This window comes from Bacteroides sp. PHL 2737, assembly GCF_004115325.2.
GTDB classification, from domain to species: domain Bacteria; phylum Bacteroidota; class Bacteroidia; order Bacteroidales; family Bacteroidaceae; genus Bacteroides; species Bacteroides hominis.
Genome location: NZ_CP040630.1, coordinates 4,571,430 through 4,590,367, shown reverse-complemented (window position 1 = coordinate 4,590,367; position 18,938 = coordinate 4,571,430). Strand labels below are relative to the sequence as shown.

The 18,938-nt window shown below is 36.2% G+C and carries 21 protein-coding genes; 16 read left to right on the top strand and 5 right to left on the bottom strand.

Annotated elements, in window-relative coordinates; genetic code table 11:
* Window positions 1-761 precede the first annotated feature (761 nt).
* The 13 genes from DBK98_RS23405 to DBK98_RS19025 all read left to right on the top strand — a co-directional run bounded on the left by DBK98_RS23405 (window position 762) and on the right by DBK98_RS19025 (window position 11,025).
* Entirely contained in the window at window positions 762-1,208 is a 447-nt protein-coding gene (locus DBK98_RS23405) for a hypothetical protein (protein ID WP_255504381.1), read from the top strand.
* A gap of 30 nt (window positions 1,209-1,238) precedes the next feature.
* Complete coding sequence (locus DBK98_RS23400) at window positions 1,239-1,706, top strand: glycosyltransferase (RefSeq protein ID WP_255504380.1); 468 nt, start codon at window positions 1,239-1,241, stop codon at window positions 1,704-1,706.
* 495 nt (window positions 1,707-2,201) lie between these two features.
* Entirely contained in the window at window positions 2,202-2,504 is a 303-nt protein-coding gene (locus DBK98_RS23395; RefSeq protein ID WP_370539144.1) for a glycosyltransferase, read from the top strand.
* The gene (locus DBK98_RS23390) at window positions 2,501-2,626 is read left to right on the top strand and encodes a hypothetical protein (protein ID WP_255504379.1); all 126 of its coding nucleotides are present in this window, start codon (window positions 2,501-2,503) and stop codon (window positions 2,624-2,626) included. Before DBK98_RS23395 ends, DBK98_RS23390 begins: the two co-directional genes overlap by 4 nt.
* 432 nt (window positions 2,627-3,058) lie before the next feature.
* Entirely contained in the window at window positions 3,059-3,724 is a 666-nt protein-coding gene (locus tag DBK98_RS19060) for a hypothetical protein (RefSeq protein ID WP_255504378.1), read from the top strand.
* A 12-nt stretch (window positions 3,725-3,736) separates the two neighbouring features.
* On the top strand, window positions 3,737-3,964 hold the full coding sequence (locus DBK98_RS23385) for a hypothetical protein (RefSeq protein ID WP_255504377.1): 228 nt from the start codon (window positions 3,737-3,739) through the stop codon (window positions 3,962-3,964).
* Between the two features lie 1,421 nt (window positions 3,965-5,385).
* On the top strand, window positions 5,386-5,613 hold the full coding sequence (locus tag DBK98_RS23380) for a 4Fe-4S binding protein (protein WP_255504376.1): 228 nt from the start codon (window positions 5,386-5,388) through the stop codon (window positions 5,611-5,613).
* 42 nt (window positions 5,614-5,655) lie between these two features.
* Window positions 5,656-6,459: a Coenzyme F420 hydrogenase/dehydrogenase, beta subunit C-terminal domain gene (locus DBK98_RS19050; RefSeq protein ID WP_255504375.1), complete on the top strand. Its 804-nt coding sequence runs from the start codon at window positions 5,656-5,658 to the stop codon at window positions 6,457-6,459.
* A gap of 188 nt (window positions 6,460-6,647) precedes the next feature.
* Window positions 6,648-7,853 (top strand): glycosyltransferase, encoded by a 1,206-nt coding sequence (locus tag DBK98_RS19045; RefSeq protein ID WP_032535924.1) that lies wholly within the window; start codon window positions 6,648-6,650, stop codon window positions 7,851-7,853.
* A gap of 3 nt (window positions 7,854-7,856) precedes the next feature.
* Window positions 7,857-8,621 (top strand): glycosyltransferase family 2 protein, encoded by a 765-nt coding sequence (locus DBK98_RS19040; protein ID WP_005781527.1) that lies wholly within the window; start codon window positions 7,857-7,859, stop codon window positions 8,619-8,621.
* Complete coding sequence (locus DBK98_RS19035; RefSeq protein ID WP_032535925.1) at window positions 8,618-9,580, top strand: NAD-dependent epimerase/dehydratase family protein; 963 nt, start codon at window positions 8,618-8,620, stop codon at window positions 9,578-9,580. The genes DBK98_RS19040 and DBK98_RS19035 overlap by 4 nt, the downstream gene beginning before the upstream one ends.
* A 3-nt stretch (window positions 9,581-9,583) precedes the next feature.
* Window positions 9,584-10,534, top strand: a complete 951-nt coding sequence (locus DBK98_RS19030; RefSeq protein WP_137570177.1) for a glycosyltransferase family 4 protein — start codon at window positions 9,584-9,586, stop codon at window positions 10,532-10,534.
* A gap of 170 nt (window positions 10,535-10,704) precedes the next feature.
* Window positions 10,705-11,025, top strand: a complete 321-nt coding sequence (locus tag DBK98_RS19025; protein ID WP_032535754.1) for a DUF202 domain-containing protein — start codon at window positions 10,705-10,707, stop codon at window positions 11,023-11,025.
* A gap of 9 nt (window positions 11,026-11,034) precedes the next feature.
* Here DBK98_RS19025 and DBK98_RS19020 read toward each other — a convergent pair whose 3' ends face one another.
* The 5 genes from DBK98_RS19020 to DBK98_RS19000 form a co-directional block, all read right to left on the bottom strand.
* Window positions 11,035-11,979, bottom strand: a complete 945-nt coding sequence (locus DBK98_RS19020) for a YihY/virulence factor BrkB family protein (RefSeq protein ID WP_032531334.1) — start codon at window positions 11,977-11,979, stop codon at window positions 11,035-11,037.
* A gap of 1 nt (window position 11,980) precedes the next feature.
* Window positions 11,981-13,426, bottom strand: coding sequence for an alpha-amylase (locus tag DBK98_RS19015; protein ID WP_032535821.1), 1,446 nt, complete (start codon window positions 13,424-13,426; stop codon window positions 11,981-11,983).
* 163 nt (window positions 13,427-13,589) lie between these two features.
* Entirely contained in the window at window positions 13,590-14,591 is a 1,002-nt protein-coding gene (locus DBK98_RS19010; RefSeq protein ID WP_005780365.1) for a beta-ketoacyl-ACP synthase III, read from the bottom strand.
* Between the two features lie 326 nt (window positions 14,592-14,917).
* Window positions 14,918-15,928 (bottom strand): GGGtGRT protein, encoded by a 1,011-nt coding sequence (locus DBK98_RS19005; protein WP_005780364.1) that lies wholly within the window; start codon window positions 15,926-15,928, stop codon window positions 14,918-14,920.
* A 20-nt stretch (window positions 15,929-15,948) separates the two neighbouring features.
* Entirely contained in the window at window positions 15,949-16,650 is a 702-nt protein-coding gene (locus tag DBK98_RS19000) for an iron-sulfur cluster assembly scaffold protein (RefSeq protein ID WP_005780363.1), read from the bottom strand.
* Between the two features lie 240 nt (window positions 16,651-16,890).
* Between DBK98_RS19000 and DBK98_RS18995 the strand changes: the two genes are divergently transcribed.
* The 3 genes from DBK98_RS18995 to DBK98_RS18985 all read left to right on the top strand — a co-directional run bounded on the left by DBK98_RS18995 (window position 16,891) and on the right by DBK98_RS18985 (window position 18,931).
* Window positions 16,891-17,295, top strand: a complete 405-nt coding sequence (locus tag DBK98_RS18995; protein ID WP_005780362.1) for an HsmA family protein — start codon at window positions 16,891-16,893, stop codon at window positions 17,293-17,295.
* A 249-nt stretch (window positions 17,296-17,544) separates the two neighbouring features.
* Complete coding sequence (locus DBK98_RS18990) at window positions 17,545-18,045, top strand: DMP19 family protein (protein ID WP_005780361.1); 501 nt, start codon at window positions 17,545-17,547, stop codon at window positions 18,043-18,045.
* A gap of 82 nt (window positions 18,046-18,127) precedes the next feature.
* On the top strand, window positions 18,128-18,931 hold the full coding sequence (locus DBK98_RS18985; RefSeq protein ID WP_005807473.1) for a hypothetical protein: 804 nt from the start codon (window positions 18,128-18,130) through the stop codon (window positions 18,929-18,931).
* Window positions 18,932-18,938: the final 7 nt, after the last annotated feature.

Here is an 18,938-nt window from a genome sequence, read left to right as displayed (position 1 = left end):
GTGATTGTATTATTAATGTTTTTGCTGGTTTTGTCTATTATGTGATTTGTGCAAAAGGGAATCGGGTTATTTTATTGGTAATTTTTTCTATAATACTTATTGCATCAGGTTCAGTAATTACTTCATTATTATCTTCTAATGAATATCTTTTGGAAAGGTATCTTGGGGATGACAAATCTACTAGTAAAGTAAAGCTGATGATACTAGGATACGGCAATGGAAGAATGGCATTGATTACATGCAGGAAAATAAATTAGTCCTATTGATAGGTCATGGGGTTGGTAGTGTTCCTATAAAGGGGGTTAGAGAGGGCGAATTTATTGGGAGTAATTATGAAAATACCTTTCTAGCTAAAATGGTTGACGTAGGTTTATTTGGCATTGTGCTGGTGTTGTTTCCGGTTATAAAAATCTTCTCATTATTACGTAAGTATAAAAAGAAAAGCATTTTTGATTATTTGATATTAGTGCTGCTATTTAATTATCTTTTTTGTAGCATTTGTTTCTCCAAATGGTGCAACTCTATCAACACAATATATAATGTTTTTAGTTCTCAGTATTTATATTCATAGGGAAAAAATTTGAATTAGAAAATAAATATGCTTCTTGTTAATCGTTCATTATATTGCAATTATATACCACAAGAATTGGTCTCTTTATATGGCTCTCAATGTGTGACAAATTTTTGTAGTAATCTTATTGAAGGTAACTGTTTTAGTAAAGTGTATTCAGAAGTTCCTCTGAATGTGAGAAAAAAATATATTGGCGGAATTACCTTCAATTCAGAAAGTAAAATTTATTCAGGTTCGTGTATTTGGAAGTTTTCCAATACTAAGGCACTTAAATTATTTGGTGGAAAATTTGTTAATAGTCAGACTATTACGCAATGATAATTCTATTTGGTTTTATAATCTTGAAAGGCATAACTTACTTGCTTTTATGCTTTTGAAAGTAATCTATCGTAAGAAAATTTATGTTTTACTAGCAGACCATACTCCATCTAATAGGCTTTTTTCTATAACTAAAGTTGCGGAAATATGTTTGTCTAGATTTGTTGATGGAATTTTGGCTTTGTCGGAACGTTTAACAATACAAAACAAAAATATAGTTTATATGCCTGGAATTGTTCCAATGAATGCCATCAACTCTATAAAAGAAACTAATGGGGAAATTGTAAAAATGCATTTTTTTTTTTTTCTGGTGCATTAAAAAAGGTGACAGGTATAAAGATGGCATTAGATGTTTTTTTCCGAATTGCCAGAGTGTGAACTTTACGTATCTGGTAGAGGGGAGGATGAATCGTTGGTGATGAAATATGCTTCTAAATATGCGAATATACATTATTTGGGATATCTAAATTACACAGATTATCTTTCTTATTTGAAAAGATTTACAGTATGTCTAAGTTTTAGAGATCCTAATCTGGCTGAAAATAAAAATAATTTCCCATCAAAAATTATAGAATACTTGGCGTGTAATAAGCTAGTTGTTTCTACAATAAGCTATCCTGAGTTGAAAGATATTAATTATGTTTACTCTAATTTTGATAAGGAACAACTTAAAATGTGCATTCTTCAGTTATCTCAGATGAATGATGCTTGGTTTGAGAAATATTCAAACCATAGAGACGCTTTACTGCACTATTTTTCTCCGATGGCATGGAGTAATGCTTTTAATAGAGTTGAATCTATAAACAAAGGATTATGAAACAAATTGATGTTATATTTGTAACGCCATTGCCGGCCTTTTATAAAGTGAATCTCTTGAATAGACTGTGCGAAAAAAAAAGCGTGTTTTTGTGATTTTTCTTTATGAAATGAATAGTCGGAGAAATAAAGATTTTGTTTCTCAAGGGATTAAATTTGACTATGTTATTTTATCGAAGTTACAAGGCTCTCGTTTGATTTATCTATGGCGGTTGTTAAAGCGTGATTATTCATATCGCAGTTTAATTCTATCGGGGTGGGATTCTTTTTATCTCTGGTTTTTAGCTTTTCTCTCTCCAAAGAGTAAAAATGCAGTGGTGGTAGAATCAACTTATTATGAGTCGTCTATTAGAGGTTTGCGAGGACTGTTAAAAAGATTTTTTTTAAAACGAATATACTTGGCTTACGCTTCGGGAGAACCACATATTGAATTATTGAAACTTTTGTCTTTTCGGGAAAAATAATCAAAACAAAAGGAGTTGGAGTTTTTAATTATGTGAATCAACCTTCCTTTGTTTATAAGACACAAATTCGGAACTTTTTATATGTTGGTCGTTTGTCGGAAGAAAAAAATCTTAAACTTCTGATTGATGTGTTCAATTCTTTACCAGATTTAAAATTGAATATTATAGGTTTTGGTCCTCAAGAGGAGGTATTGAAAAAAATGGCGTCATTTAATATCTCTTTTTTAGGGGCTATCTCTAATGATAAGATATTTCATTATTACCAGAGTAATGATGTTTTTTTGTTTTGCCTTCTAAATCAGAGCCATGGGGATTGGTTATTGAGGAGGCTATGAATAATGGGTTACCAGTAATTGTAAGCAATAAAGTAGGGTGTTCTATGGACCTTGTGGCAGAAGATGTAAATGGGATTAGATTTGATTTGGATGATAGAAATTTTAAAAAAATGCCGTGCTGAAAATTTGCAATCCTATCTATTATAATGTATTAGCTAAAAATATTTCATGTTATAATTTTGAGGAAAGATCTCAAAAAAGTACGTCGCTTCATTTTTTATATGGAGTAAATATGGGGGCTCGTATTTCAAAACGGATAGAGTGGATTGATGTTGCAAAAGGTATTTGTATTGTTTTAATGGTAGTTGGGCATACTCGGTTACCATCGATTATTTCGAATTGGATTTGGTCATTCCATATGCCTTTCTTTTTCTTTTTATATCTGGAATGACTTTTAAAGTAGGAAACTATAAATCTTTTGAACTTTTTTTTTATATCGCAAGTTGCGTACTTTATTAATTCCTTTTTGTGTTTTCTATTCTAGTCATAGGAATATCTGAATCTTATGAAGTAAATACATTTAAGGATAGGTTTTTAGAAGTGCTTGTTCATGGATGGGGGGCATTGCGTTGTGGTTTGTACCTATATTATTTCTGGCTGAGCTTTTTATATTATATTTTTATCATTTACTGAGTCGTAATAAAAAGTTCTTTGTAGTGATTTTGATTGTATTTGCTTATCTTAGCTATTGGTTGTCAGAGGTGCACCTTTTATTGCCATGGGCTATTTCTTCAGTTTTCTTAGCCGTAAGTTTTCTGGGTTTAGGTAATAAATTGGCTGATTTTATTTTAAATGTATGGAGAGATAAGTCTGTCAAGAAGACTTTTAGTTTTTTACTTATATCATTTTGTATCGGTGGACTAATTGCTCAATTTTATCATTTAGATATGTGCTACAACATTATAACTTCTTTAATGCCAGTATATATAGGCGCAATATTAGGTATTTTGTTTATTATTCAATTATCAATGTTATTGACTAAATATATGGAATATACTGTATTAAAGCCTTGGTTTTATATCTTTTCATATTGGGGCAAGAATACATTTTTTGTGTTAGCATTTTCTCAATGCATACAACTATGCTTAATTCAAGGAATGAATTCTATGGATATTTCTCCGGTTCTGTCTTCGGTAATACGCCATGTTTCCATGTGGATAATATTATTTCTTATAACAGAGCTTTTTAATAGAAAATTATCTTGGATATTAGGAAGATAAAATGAAACCTTAATGCATACTTTGACAGATAATTCACAAAATAACAAGCGTATAGCTAAAAATACCTTATTGCTTTATGTACGTATGTTAGTTATGATGGCTGTTTCTTTATATACTAGCCGTATTGTTCTTGAAGTACTAGGAGTTTTGGACTATGGAGTATATAATGTCGTTGGAGGCGTTGTTGTTTTATTTACTTTTATTAATTCTGCGATGTCGGCTTCTACTAGACGTTTTTAACTTACAGTATAGGTGAAAGTAATCATTTTAAACTTCAAAAAAATATTTAGTACGAGCATAATTATTCATGTATTTATATCGTTAATAATAATATTATTATGTGAAACTATTGGACTTTGGATATTATATTATGAAATGATTATTCCCAAAGAACGAATAGAAGCAGCATTTTGGGTGTTTCAATTTTCTGTGGCGACAACTATTGTTCTAATCATGAGTGTACCTTATAATGCAGTTATAATTGCACACGAAAAGATGGGGGCTTTTGCATATATTTCAATTCTAGAAGTTGTTCTTAAATTACTTATTGTTTACTTCTTTAGTGATATCGTCTGTTGATAAATTGAAACTGTATGCTGTACTTATGTTTGGGGTACAAATCTTAAGTCGAATTATTTATGGAGTATATTGTCGCATACACTTTAAAGAAGCCGTTTTTCGTTTTCGTGGAATAAATCTTTGTTTGGGGAAATGATAAAATTTGCAGGTTGGAGTTTGTTTGGTAATTTGGCTGCTATTTCTTATACTCAAGGTTTGAACCTTCTTTTTGAATCTTTTCTTTAATCCGATTGTTAATGCTGCTCGAGCAGTTGCTTTTCAAGTTGAAAACGCTATTATGTCATTTGCAGGCAATTTTCAATTGGCATTTGCTCCTCAAATAGTTAAATACTATGCTTCTGAAAATTTGAATCTTATGTATACGCTGATTTATCGAAGCGCAAGGATTACTTTTATGTTAATGTTATTTTTGACTTTACCGATACTGATTGATACAGATTACATTCTAAATTTGTGGTTAAAGAATCCACCATCCTATTCAAGTGATTTTGTTCGTATGGTTTTGATTATTAGTGTTGTAAATTCAGTTTCGAATCCATTCGTTACGGCGGCTGAGGCTACAGGGCAGATTCGTGGATATCAAATTATTTGTGGAGGGACTTTGTTGCTTATTTTTCCAATATCTTATTACGTATTGTATTTAGGGGGGCTCCCGTTACTGTATTATATGTACAGTTCATTGTCTGTCTCGTCGTTTTTGTTGAAAGATTGTATTTATTGCGTAGTATGATTGGCCTTTCTTTAAGGTTGTATTTTAAGAATGTAATTGTTCGATGTTTACCTGTTGTGATATTTTCTCCTGCTGTACCTTTGCTTATGCTTTATATATTAGATACTTCGTTCTTGAGATTAGTAATTATTGTTTTGACATCTTGTATTTCTGTTATTGTTTTAAGTTTAAGATTTGGTTTGTTTCAGAGCGAGCGTGTTGTTATTTTAGATAAGGTAAAAGAAAAGATTGCAAAATTTAAATGGTAGCATTTGCTCAATGCTATTTGTACCGTTTATTTAATAATAATTTTCTGGTTTTATTTTATTGTAATTTGAGGAAGTAATAATCGTGATTTAGAGAGTAAGGTTTTATGATTGATATAATTCAAAAGCAGGATTGTTGTGGATGTGGAGCTTGTGTACAAATATGCCCTAAAGGTTGTATGTGTATGGTTGAAGATACTGAAGGCTTTTTGTATCCTCAAGTTGATAAAAGTGTTTGTGTGAATTGTGGGTTATGTGAAAAAGTATGCCCAGTCATTCATCAAAATAAGTCTCGTACTCCTTTGAAAGTATATGCAGCAAAAAAATATGGATGAAGAGGTTAGATTAAAAAGTTCATCAGGGGAATCTTTACATTATTGGCTGAAAGTGTAATAAAGCGTGGAGGAGTTGTTTTTGGAGCTAAGTTTGATGATGAATGGATGGTGGTACACGATTATACGGACAATATTGAAGGAGTGGCTGCATTTAGAGGATCTAAATATGTACAAAGTATTATTGGGAATGCATATAGAAAAGCCGAACAGTTTTTAAAGAGTGGAAGGATGGTATTATTCACTGGAACTCCTTGTCAAATAGCTGGTCTAAAAAAGTACTTGAGGAAAGAATATAAAAAATTATTAGCCGTTGATTTGGTATGCCATGGGGTACCCAGTCCTAAAGTATGGCAAATGTACTTGGAAGAAACGAACCGATTGAAAGTGATAGATAAAAAAAAGAGGGTGATTTCTTCAAATAAAGAAGATTCTATAACACATATATCTTTTAGAGATAAAACAAATGGGTGGAAAAGATTTAGTTTGGTGATTTTAAAGGAGTCCGTTTCACTACATGAAACTCTTGAAGAGAATATTTTTATTAAAGGGTTCTTGAAAAATTTATATTTAAGGCCAAGCTGTGCTCATTGCCCTAATAGGTCTTTAAAAAGTGATTCGGATATTACTATCGCAGATTTTTGGAATATTGAAAAAATAAATATGGAGTACGATGATGATAAAGGTGTTAGTCTGATTTTAGTAAATTCAGACTTTGGCAGATCTTATTTGGAAACATTATCTTTTAGTGCTATTGAGCAAACGTTTGATTTGGCTTTATTTAGTAATCCGTCAATTACAGATGATAGCAAATTTCCTGAAAATCGCGCATGCTTTTTTCTCAATTAAATACTACATCGTCTATTTCTCAATTAATTGCTAACCACATAAAACTTCCATTCTATAAAAGACTATCTAACTTGCCATTTCGAATATTTTTTTTTTATATGTAGAAAACTTCGGATGAAATTAAGCTTGTTTTGAGGATTCTAATATAAAATGGAAAAAGAAATAATTTTGAATATAGAGCTTTAATAATGCCGATTCTTTTTCAAATTAATGTTGTTGCTAATTCCGGTTCTACTGGACGTATTGCTGAAGGAATTGCGGAGATTGTTATAGACGATAAATGGACTTGCTATACAGCGTATGGGCGTTGGGGAAATCCAAGTAAAACATACTTGTATAAGATTGGAAATAGGTGTGCAATTTATTCTCATTATTTAATATCTAAGTTGTTTGATATGCATGGATTAGGATCTAAATGCGCAACTAAACGGTTGATATTAAAAATAAAGGAGATAAAGCCAGATTTGATACACTTGCATAATATTCATGGTTATTATTTAAATTATCCATTATTATTTGACTTTTTGTCAAGATCTGATATTCCGGTTGTTTGGACATTACACGACTGCTGGGCATATACTGGACATTGCGTACATTATGCAAACGTGCACTGTAACAAATGGAAACGAGGGTGTTATGCTTGCCCTAATCTTCAAGACTATCCCGCTTCATTATTTTATGACCACTCTAGAAAAAACTATCAGCTCAAAAAACAAAATTTTACTTCTCTCAAAAATTTAACTATTGTCACTGTTTCACGGTGGCTGGCAAATGAAGTAGAGCATTCTTTCCTTGCTAAATATCCTGTAAGAGTTATTTATAATGGAGTTGATACGGATGTATTTCGTCCTGTAGGTGTTGGAGCAAAATTAAAATATAATATAGAAAATAAATTCCTGATATTGGGAGTAGCAACAGTTTGGAATGCTCGTAAAGGTTTATCTGATTTTATTAAGCTTGCAAAATATCTTTCATCTGATGATAGAATAATACTGGTAGGCTTAGATCAGAAACAAATTTCTAAATTACCTTCTAATATAATCGGACTTAAGAAAACAGAAAATATAAGCGAGTTGGTAGAACTGTACTCATCTGCTGATTTATTTGTGAATTTTTCAATGGAAGAGACCTTTGGGTTGACTACGGCTGAAAGTATGGCTTGCGGAACACCTGCATTGGTTTATGATTCGACAGCCTGTCCTGAAATAGTAACAGAAAAAACGGGATTTGTAATTGCCCCTCATAATATTGATAGAGCTTTAAAAGCTATACAGCAGTTAAAATTGGTGGGAAAACAGTATTATGGAAATAATTGCCGTTCATATATCTTGGAAAATTTTAGAAAAGAAGATAAATATAAAGAATATGCTGCTCTTTATCAGGAGCTTTTGTAGTTAATGAAAATTTCTCTTATAACTGTTACTTTCAATAGTGACAGGACTCTTTGTGATACTATTCAATCTGTTATTTCACAGCATTTTACTAACATTGAGTATATAATAGTAGATGGTTCATCTCAGGATAATACTATTGAAATTATAAAAAAGTATGAGCCTCTATTTCAAGGTCGGCTAAAGTGGATCAGTGAAAAGGATAATGGACTTTATGATGCCATGAATAAAGGTATCCATATGGCTACCGGAGATATTGTCGGTATAATTAATTCAGATGATTTTTATCACAGGAATGATGTCATAACTAAAGTGGTAGAGGCTTTTGATAATACAGATACACAAGTCGTTTATGGGGATGTGCGTTTTGTGAACCCTAAAAATTTGGATAAAACAGTGCGTTATTATTCTTCTAAGAACTTTGCCCCACATTTGTTCCGGTATGGTTTTATGCCTGCGCATCCGACTTTCTTTACTTATCGAAAGTATTTTGAGGAGTTTGGCTATTATAAAACAGATTATAAGATAGCTGCTGATTATGAGCTCCTTATCCGCTTCTTGTATGTACGTCAATTGAAAAGTAAATATTTACCATTTGATTTTATGAAAATGCGTACGGGAGGCACCAGTACAGCATCTGTAAAAAGTAATATTTTACTGAATAAGGAGATTGTCAGGGCGTGTAGGGAGAATGGAATTTGGACTTGTTTGCCACTTTTATGTTTAAAATATGCTGTGAAGGTTTTTGAACTGTTATTGATAAAAGAATGAATATACTGATTACAGGAATCCATGGATTTATAGGTTCTAATTTTATCAGGGCCTTGAGAGATAAACATACATTATATGGACTTGATATTATCTTTCCTTGTAGAGATGGAGTGAGCCAAACATTTTCTTGGCGAGATATCGAACCCACATCTTTTCCTTTTCAAACTCTTCCCCAGTTTGATGCAATCATTCATCTTGCCGGAAAGGCTCATGATACGAAAAACCAATCAGCTGCTCAGTCTTATTTTGATATTAATACCGGCCTGACTCAAAAGATATTTGATTTCTTTTTGGAGTCTTCTGCGAAGAAATTCATATTTTTTAGTTCAGTAAAAGCTGCGGCTGATAGTGTAGTGGGAGATATGCTTACTGAGGATGTTATTCCGGTTCCTGTTGGGCCTTATGGAGAGAGTAAGATCAAGGCTGAAGAATATATAAAGGAGCATTTAGAATACTCAACAACAGAGAAACAGGTGTATATTCTTCGTCCTTGTATGATTCATGGTCCGGGGAATAAAGGAAATCTGAATCTATTGTATAATGTGGTGAAGAAAGGAATTCCCTGGCCATTGGGTGATTTCGAAAATCGTCGTTCATTTACTTCAATTGATAACCTATGCTGTGTGATTGAGGGATTATTGACAAAAGATGTACCTACGGGCATTTATCACATGGGGGATGATGAAGCTTTGTCAACAAATGAATTGATTGCCATCATGTGCGAGGCAATGGAAAAACAACCTCGTATCTGGAAGATGAATAAGCGTTTTATGGAAGCTTGTGCCGGATTGGGCACTTTACTCCACTTGCCTTTGAATACCGAAAGACTTCGTAAACTGACGGAGAATTATGTGGTAAGTAATGCTAAGATCAAAGCAGCTTTAGGCATCGATAAATTACCTGTCACTGCTAAAGAAGGATTAATGAAGACTATTCGTTCATTTGAAGAAACTAAATAACTTATGTATTATCTGCTAATCTTAGTTCTGCTATTTTTGGCAGAACTTTTTTATTTCCGTATTGCTGATAAATGTAATATTATTGACAGGCCAAACGAACGGAGTTCGCATACCCGTATTACTCTGAGAGGTGGAGGAATCATTTTCTATTTGGGTGCATTGACTTTTTTCCTGACGAATCAGTTTGAATACCCTTGGTTTATACTGGCTTTGACCTTGATCACTTTTATCAGTTTTGTAGATGATATCCGTTCTACTTCGCAGGGTTTGCGTTTAGTCTTCCATTTTACGGCAATGGCCCTGTTGTTCTATCAATGGGGATTGTTCAGCCTGCCTTGGTGGACGTTGCTTGTTGCTCTGATCGTCTGTACGGGGATTATCAATGCCTATAACTTTATGGATGGCATTAACGGCATTACCGGTGGATATTCATTGGTTATCCTGATTTCTTTGGCATATGTGAATGCAGAAGTGATCTCCTTCACAGAACAGAGTTTTATTTATACGATGATTTGTTCTGTGTTGGTGTTTGACTTCTTTAATTTCCGTAAGAGAGCGAAATGCTTCGCCGGTGATGTGGGTTCGGTCAGTATAGCTTTTGTAGTCTTGTTCCTGATCGGGAGTTTGATTTTTCAAACGAAAGATTTCAGCTGGCTTGTATTGCTTGTTGTGTACGGAGTGGATAGTGTGTTGACGATCGTACACCGCCTGTTACTACATGAAAATATTGGTTTGCCTCACCGGAAACATTTGTATCAGATTATGGCTAATGAATTGAAGATTTCTCATGTAACTGTATCATTGACTTATATGTTCGTGCAAGCCATGGTTGTGGTAGGATATCTGGTATTACGAGAGCATGGATATTATTATTTATTAGGGATTATCTTACTGTTGGGTATGTTATATCTTCTATTTATGAAGAGATTTTTCTATTTACATAAATCTAATTAATCAGTTATGAAAAATATAACAGAAAATGATTTTTAATATGCAGTAGATTGGTTGGAATTGGAGAGGCTATCAGTGGTGTTTTTGTTAATTGAGATTCTGTTTTGGGGAACTATTCTTTTCTATCTTTGTTTTTAAAGAAAAACGTATAGAACACAATTTCCTCAATATCTATGTTGACATTTACCGATAACTTTGAGAATGATAAAGAGTTGATACTCCGTGATCATTTGGCACTTGAAAGAACAAAGTTGGCCAATGAAAGAACTTTGTTTGCATATATCCGCATGGCACTTTATCTCTTGACTGTAGGAATAGGGATCTTTCAAGTTGAAAGTATCTCACGTCTGCATGGGCTGGCGTGGGTGTGTATTATGGCCGGGATCATTTTATTCTTTTTAGGCTTTATCCGCTTCGGACAGATGAGAAAGCATCTGAAACAGTATACGAAAACATGTCGTGAGGCTGAGAGTAAGTCATTGCAGGAGAAGTAATCCCTGTTCTCAATCATCCAATCCGATTGGCTTGTTTTCGTGTATTTCTATGGTTTTAGTGGCTACCGCATATTCATCGGGGAAAATCTTACCACCCATTTCGTTTGCCCATGCTTTGGTGAACTCTGCGCCTGTATATATGATGATGGAAGAATAATAAATCCACGTAACGAAAACGACCATGAATGCTGCTGCTCCGTAAACGGTTCCTACGTTTGCAATCCCTATATAAAATGAGATTCCCCATTGACCTACCAGTAGCAGTAATGTGGTCACAATCGCTCCAATAAAAACATCTCTGCTTTTTATTTTGGCATCGGGCAATATTTTGAAAATCAATGTGAAAATGATGGCCGTTACACCTATATTTATAATGATTCCTACTACCTGAACCAATGACCCGGCTATTTCGGGATAATTAACCATAAACTTTTTACTCAATTCTCCGATGATGCTGGTGATGGTAAATGTAATCAGAAGGATGAAAGCAAATACAAGTATTATGGAAAAAGAGAGTATTCTGTTTTTGATAAACTTGAGCCAGCTTTTTTTAGGAACAGCTTTTATTCCCCAAATTGTGTTCAATGAACTTTGTATCTCTGCAAAGATGGTGGTAGCACCGAAAATAGAAATGCCTAAGCTGACAATGGCAGCAGATCTGGAAGAATCTGTATTTTCTGCATTTTCTATAATGGAGCGAAGTGCTTCGGTGATTTCCGGTCCTACAATGGGTTGTAACTGGACATAAAGTTGGTTGGCCAAATCCATATGGAAAAAGACTCCGACAGTGACCAGGAGAGAAAGAAAAGGGATAATTGAAAACAATGTCGCATAAGCCAATGAAGCGCTCAGCCTCATAACGCTGTCGTCTATAAATCCCCAAACTGTATCTTTTATTATTTTGAACAGTAGGGGTAAACTAAGCTTTTTCTTTCTCTCCGAATGAATTTCCATTTTAACTTTTCTTTATCCAAACGGCAATATTACGGGCATTAACAGAGAATTTTCCGTTTCCTTTCTCATCTAAAGTGACCTCTTCGGGAATGCTTCCGGTGATTTCATGCCATACTTCACCTTTATGTTCCTCACCCGGATTCATCATTTTGCTACCGGCTTCATCATTTGACATTAAGAAGACCAGACCGGAGCCGGTGTGTTCTTTATCTCCCGTACGGATGAAACCAATGGTAGAAGGATGATCGAAATATTCGATCTGATCACCGTAGGCATATTTTCGCCTTGCATTCAGTAAAGTATCAATGATCGGGGCATGGGGAGACTTTTCGCCTTTTACACCATAATAGTCTCCATAGAACAGGCAGGGATAACCGTTTTTCATCAATAATATCAAACCATAGGCCAGTGGCTTGAACCAGTCCTCTATTTGTGATTCTAACGAACTGCCCAATTGTGAGTCGTGATTATCGACAAAGGTGACTGCTAAATCGCAATGATGTTCGACTAATGTGCCCTTCAAGATATTCTGCAAATCATAATTTTTGCCTTCTTGTGAAGCCTGAAACATATTGTAATGTAACGGAACATCAAATAAGTTGACTTTATGGCCCACAGATTCTATGTATGCATCGAGTGTTTTCAGATCTCCGTTCCAGTATTCACCTACAGCGTAAAAGTTGTTTCCTCTTTCACTCCTTACCGCATCCAGAAATTGTGCGATGAACTTATCCTTCATGTGCTTGATGGCATCCAAACGCATTCCGTCAAGGTTCAGTTCTTTGGAAACCCATTTTCCCCAGCGATTCAGTTCGGCAATTACTTCCGGATGATCCAGATCGATATCGTTACATAGCAGGAAATCATAGTTTCCATTTTCGCTATCTACACCCTCGCTCCATGCTTTGCCTTCTCCTTGTATCTGGAAGATGCCGCTCCGCTTTTTGGCATCGTCAAAGCCGGTTCCGGAGAAGTGATACCAATGCCATTTGAAATCAGAATATTTATCCTTGCGTCCATGGAAACTATATCCGGTCCAGCTTTGTATCTCGAACGGCTTTCCCAATCCTTGGGTTCTGTCATGGGGATCGACTTCCACAACCATAAATTTTTCAGTGAAATCACCTCCGGCTTTATGGTTGAGTACTACATCCAGATATACTGAAATGTGGTTTTTATGTAACTCGTCGATCGCTTCTTTCAATTCATCTTTTGTGCCATACTTCGTTCTTACGGTTCCTTTTTGTTCGAACTCGCCAAGATCATACAAGTCATAGGTTGCATAACCTTCATCTTGCTGCTCGTCGGCTTTATAAGCAGGCGGAATCCAAACTGCTGTCACACCGATTTTATGTAGATGTGATGCGTCTTCTTTTAATTGTTTCCACAACTTTCCATCGTTAGGCAGATTCCATTCAAAATACTGCATCATTACGCCATTTTCCATCATCTTAATGCATTTAATTATCAGCAAATAACAAAAAAAAGCGGCATAAGGTTCCTTTGTATTTGCCAAAAAGCACTTTTGGCTATTTTGCTTTAAAAAGCTATCTGATATTGACGGTGGCGTGATTATGACTTTCTGTGGCTAAGCTTGTGTGCTGGTGGCGTTATTTATTTCCGTCATATCCCCATTTCACGTAGACGGCTCCCCAGGCAAATCCGGCTCCGAAAGCGGTAAAGATCAAATTATCACCTTTTTTGAGCTTATCTTCGAAATCCCATATACATAATGGAAGTGTGCCGGCACTGGTGTTGCCATAGTGTTCGATATTGATCATGACTTTTTCTAATGGCATATCCAGGCGTTGGGCGACAGCATTGATAATGCGCTGATTGGCTTGGTGGGGAATAACCCAGTCGATTTGGTCTTTCGTTAGCTGATTTCTTTCGATAATCGATTCACAAGCATCTGACATATTGGCTACAGCATATTTGAATACTGTACGGCCTTCCTGATAGAGATAGTGCATGTGATTGTCTATCGTAAAATAAGAAGGAGAACATACGGAGCCGCCGGCTTTCATATGTAAAAAAGGGAGTCCTTTGCCGTCTGTTCTTAAAACAGAATCTATAATGCCTAAATGATCCGTAGTAGGTTCCAGTAAAAAAGCTGCTGCACCATCACCAAAAATAGGACAGGTGGCGCGATCGGTGTAATCTATCACCGATGACATCTTATCGGCACCAACTATGATGACCTTTTTGTATCTTCCCGAACGGATAAAGTTGGCTCCGGTCTCCAGAGCATATAAGAAACCACTGCATACTGCCTGCATATCAAAGGCGAATGCATTTTTTAATCCCACTCTTTCACACAGAATGGAAGCTGTTGAAGGAAGCCGATAATCGGGAGTGGTTGTAGCGACAATTACCAGATCGATGTCATCCGGATGGCTTTTTGTACGTTGCATCAATTGCTTCACAGCCTTACGTGCCATGTATGAAGTGCCAAGACCTTCTTCATTCAGAATACGTCTTTCCTTGATGCCAATACGCCCCATGATCCATTCATCGGTGGTATCTACAATTCTGGATATCTCATCATTAGTCAGGATGTAATCGGGTACATATCCTCCAACTCCTGTAATTACTGCATTGATTTGTTTCATTAACTTTGTCTAAATAAGTAAGTTCTTAAGTGGGGGAAGTATAAAATGACTCCGAAAACTTACGACTTTTCGGAATTGCATCTAAAATACCGGGCGCAAATATACAGAAAAGAAAGACTTATTCTATATTTTGTAATCTAAATGCATTGATTTTCGTAGTGAGATTAGGATAAGTTATAATACTGAAAATAGAATTAGGGAAATGATAGAGAAAAGGAGAGGTGGTTTTTGTTTAAAAAGGAAGAAATAATCTATTCTGATTTATACAATAAAAAACTCCTGCAATCATATGACTGCAGGAGTTTGTCAATATAGAATGGCTTAAATTACTTTGCCAAAGCCTGAGCTACGTCAACTGCACAAGCTACTGTACAACCTACCATCGGGTTGTTACCAATTCCTAAGAATCCCATCATTTCTACGTGAGCAGGAACTGAGGATGAACCGGCGAACTGAGCGTCTGAGTGCATACGACCCATTGTGTCTGTCATGCCGTATGAAGCAGGACCAGCAGCCATGTTGTCCGGATGAAGAGTACGACCTGTACCACCACCTGAAGCTACTGAGAAGTATGGCTTACCGGCCAATACACGTTCTTTCTTGTAAGTACCTGCAACCGGGTGCTGGAAACGGGTCGGGTTAGTAGAGTTACCTGTGATAGATACGTCCACGCCTTCTTTCCACATGATGGCTACACCTTCACGTACATCATCTGCACCATAGCATTTTACTTTTGCACGAGGACCGTCAGAGTAAGCAATTTCACGTACTACTTTCAGTTCGCCTGTGAAATAGTCAAACTGTGTCTGAACATAAGTAAAGCCGTTGATACGAGAGATGATCTGAGCAGCGTCTTTTCCAAGACCGTTCAAGATACAACGCAGAGGTTCTTTACGTACTTTGTCTGCTTTTGCAGCGATTTTGATAGCACCTTCGGCAGCAGCGAAAGATTCGTGACCTGCCAGGAAAGCGAAACATTTAGTTTCTTCACGCAACAACATAGCAGCCAGGTTACCATGACCGATACCAACCTTACGGTCGTCGGCTACAGAACCCGGGATACAGAATGCCTGCAGACCGATGCCGATAGCTTCGGCAGCGTCAGCTGCATTTTTGCAACCTTTCTTGATAGCGATAGCAGCACCTACTACGTAAGCCCACTTAGCATTTTCAAAACAGATCGGTTGAGTTTCTTCACACGTTTTATAAGGATCAACTCCAGCAGCTTCGCAGATAGCGTTAGCTTCTTCGATGTCTTTGATACCGTTAGCGTTCAAGGCTTCGATGATGCCTTTGATACGGCGGTCCTGACTTTCAAATTTTACTTCTCTAATCATAATTTCTTTTCCTCCTTATATTATTCGTGACGTGGATCAATGTGTTTAACAGCTCCCTGTTCTGCAGTGAAGCGTCCGTAAGTACCGGTAACTTTCTTCAATGCTTCATTCGCATCAGTACCCTTCTTGATTTCGTCCATGAATTTACCCATGTGGACGAATTCGTATCCGCAGATTTCATCGTTTTTGTCAAGAGCAATTGTCTTGATGTAACCTTCTGCCATTTCAAGGTAACGAGGACCTTTAGCCAAAGTACCGTACAATGTACCTACCTGGCTACGCAGACCTTTACCCAAGTCTTCCAGACCTGCACCGATGATCAGACCACCTTCTGAGAAAGCTGACTGAGTACGTCCGTAAACGATCTGCAGGAAGAGTTCGCGCATAGCAGTGTTGATGGCATCACAAACTAAGTCTGTGTTCAATGCTTCGAGGATAGTTTTTCCCGGGAGGATTTCAGCAGCCATAGCAGCTGAGTGAGTCATACCTGAACAGCCGATAGTTTCAACCAGAGCTTCCTGGATGATACCTTCTTTTACGTTCAGAGTCAGCTTACATGCACCCTGCTGAGGAGCACACCAACCCACACCGTGTGTCAGACCTGAAATATCAACAATTTCTTTTGATTTTACCCATTTTCCTTCTTCGGGTATGGGAGCCGGTCCATGGTTAGGACCCTTCTTTACAACACACATGTGTTCCACTTCGTGTGAATAAGTCATAATTAGCTCTTTTTTTAAGTGATATAATTAAAAATACGTAGTCACGATTCTCAAATCGCTCACAAAGGTAGTCGTTTTATTTGTTTTTGCAAATCGGGTTTTATTACTTTTTTATGAAAAGAGAAAAATAGAAATTTCAGTTTCGTTAGATTGTAATGTGGAGATGACATTTTAGATAATCTTTATTTTGTTGAACTATTACTCTGATTCTTTGTTTCTTTTGAGAAAAATTGATTGGTTATGAATTTGAATGAAGTAGATATACATTATTTAATAGCAGCCATTTGTGTGATAACTTCTGCATTGGTGTTTTACACAATAGGAGTGTGGGGAGAGCGGTTGCAGAAGAAACTGAAATTTTGGCATCTGGTCTTTTTCTTATTGGGGCTGTTGGCTGATTCTGTGGGAACAGCTTTAATGGAGAATATTGCGCGACTCACACACCTGCATGATGAAATACATACTGTGACCGGCATTATCGCTATCTTGTTGATGTTTGTTCACGCTATGTGGGCTATCTGGACGTATGTGAAGGGGAGTGAAAAGGCTAAAGAACATTTCAATCGTTTCAGTATTGTGGTGTGGTGCATTTGGTTGATACCCTACTGTATAGGCGTATATCTTGGTATGTCGTTGCATCATTGAAAATAACCTTATTAGAGAAAGTAATAAAGCTTCATCTCAGCCGCTAAGATGAAGAATTATCCCGTAAGAGAACCATTGAAGAGCTCAAGGGATATATCCCAAAGCGATTGGGGAATTTTTAATTATGGGCTTTAAAAATAGGACAGTTTCTAAAAAACTCTTCAAAAAGCCTTTCTGAACCATATATTTCCGTATTTTTGTTTCCTGATATTTATAAATGTAGAATTTACCTTATTATATATAGTGGAAATGATAGAAGTTACGGATGCCTCCTTGCAAAAAGCTGCGGGCGAGGGAATGGATGAATTTATCCAGGTGTTTACAGATAAGTATAAAGAAGTGATTGGCGGGGAGCTTACTGCCGAAACAATGCCACTATTGACAGGAGAGCAGCACTCTTTGTTGGCCTATCAGATTTTTCGGGATGAAGTCATGTTTGGTGGTTTTTGTCAATTGATTCAGAATGGGTATGGAGGTTATATCTTTGATAATCCTTTTGCAAAAGTGATGCGTTTGTGGGGAGCCGAGGATTTCTCGAAGTTGGTTTATAAAGCTAAGAAAATATACGATGCTCATCGCCAGGATCTGGAGAAAGAGCGTACGGAGGATGAATTTATGGCGATGTACGAGCAATATGAGGCCTTTGATGATCTTGAAGAAGAATATCTGGATATTGAGGAGGAGGTTACAGCACTGGTAGCAAGCTATGTAGACGATCATTTGGAGTTGTTTGCAAAAATAGTTAAGTGATGGATGCAGTATTTTTTAAGTCTCTGCATTTACTTATTGTGAATTAGAATTTATATCTTTGCAAACTCTAAAAAATAGATTTATGAAACAATTGAAATTAATGGTGTTGGCCTTAACCCTGTTGATGGGTACTATGTTTACTTCATGTATGGATTCCGGAGAAAACGGTCCTCAGCAGTGGGCTGGTGTGGTGAAAGTGAATGATAGAATGGGTTATGTTACGTTTACAGATGCCGCCGGTACGGAACTTATCCCCACTAACACAGTTCCTGTTACTTTGAGTGCAAGAATGGCCTATATTTATTGTCAGGTTGATGAAGGTCAGGACCTCTCGACAAATCCTAAACAGATTAAGGTTACGCTTTTAGCAGATGCGACTGGAATCGATGCTCCTGCAGTTACTACTACGGCTGTCGGTGGTTCGGGAGATGTGACTACTAATGCACCAATTGGTTCATTGAGTTTTGCATCAGGATATTCAACGGTAGCCCCATTCCAGTTTAGTGAAAATACAATTGTATTGCCGGTACTTTACCGTGTGAAAAATGTAACTACTCCGGAAGATGTTAAGAATGAACTCGCTAAACATTCTTTTACTCTGGTTTGCTATACAGATGATATTACTTCAGGTGCTACAGAACTGAAACTCCATTTGCGTTATGCTGTTAATGATGAAACTACTGCTATAGTAGAACGTGCGACACGTACTTCCAGCTTTAAAGCTTATGATATCACTGAATTTTTGAGAGAATATAAGCAGAAGAGTGGACAAGATAAACCAGCCAAAATTATTGTGGTGGCGCAGCAGAATGAATACAATAATAAAATAGAAGATTCTTCTACTACAGAGAAGGCGTATGAAATAGAATATAAAACCGCTAAATAATTTGAAT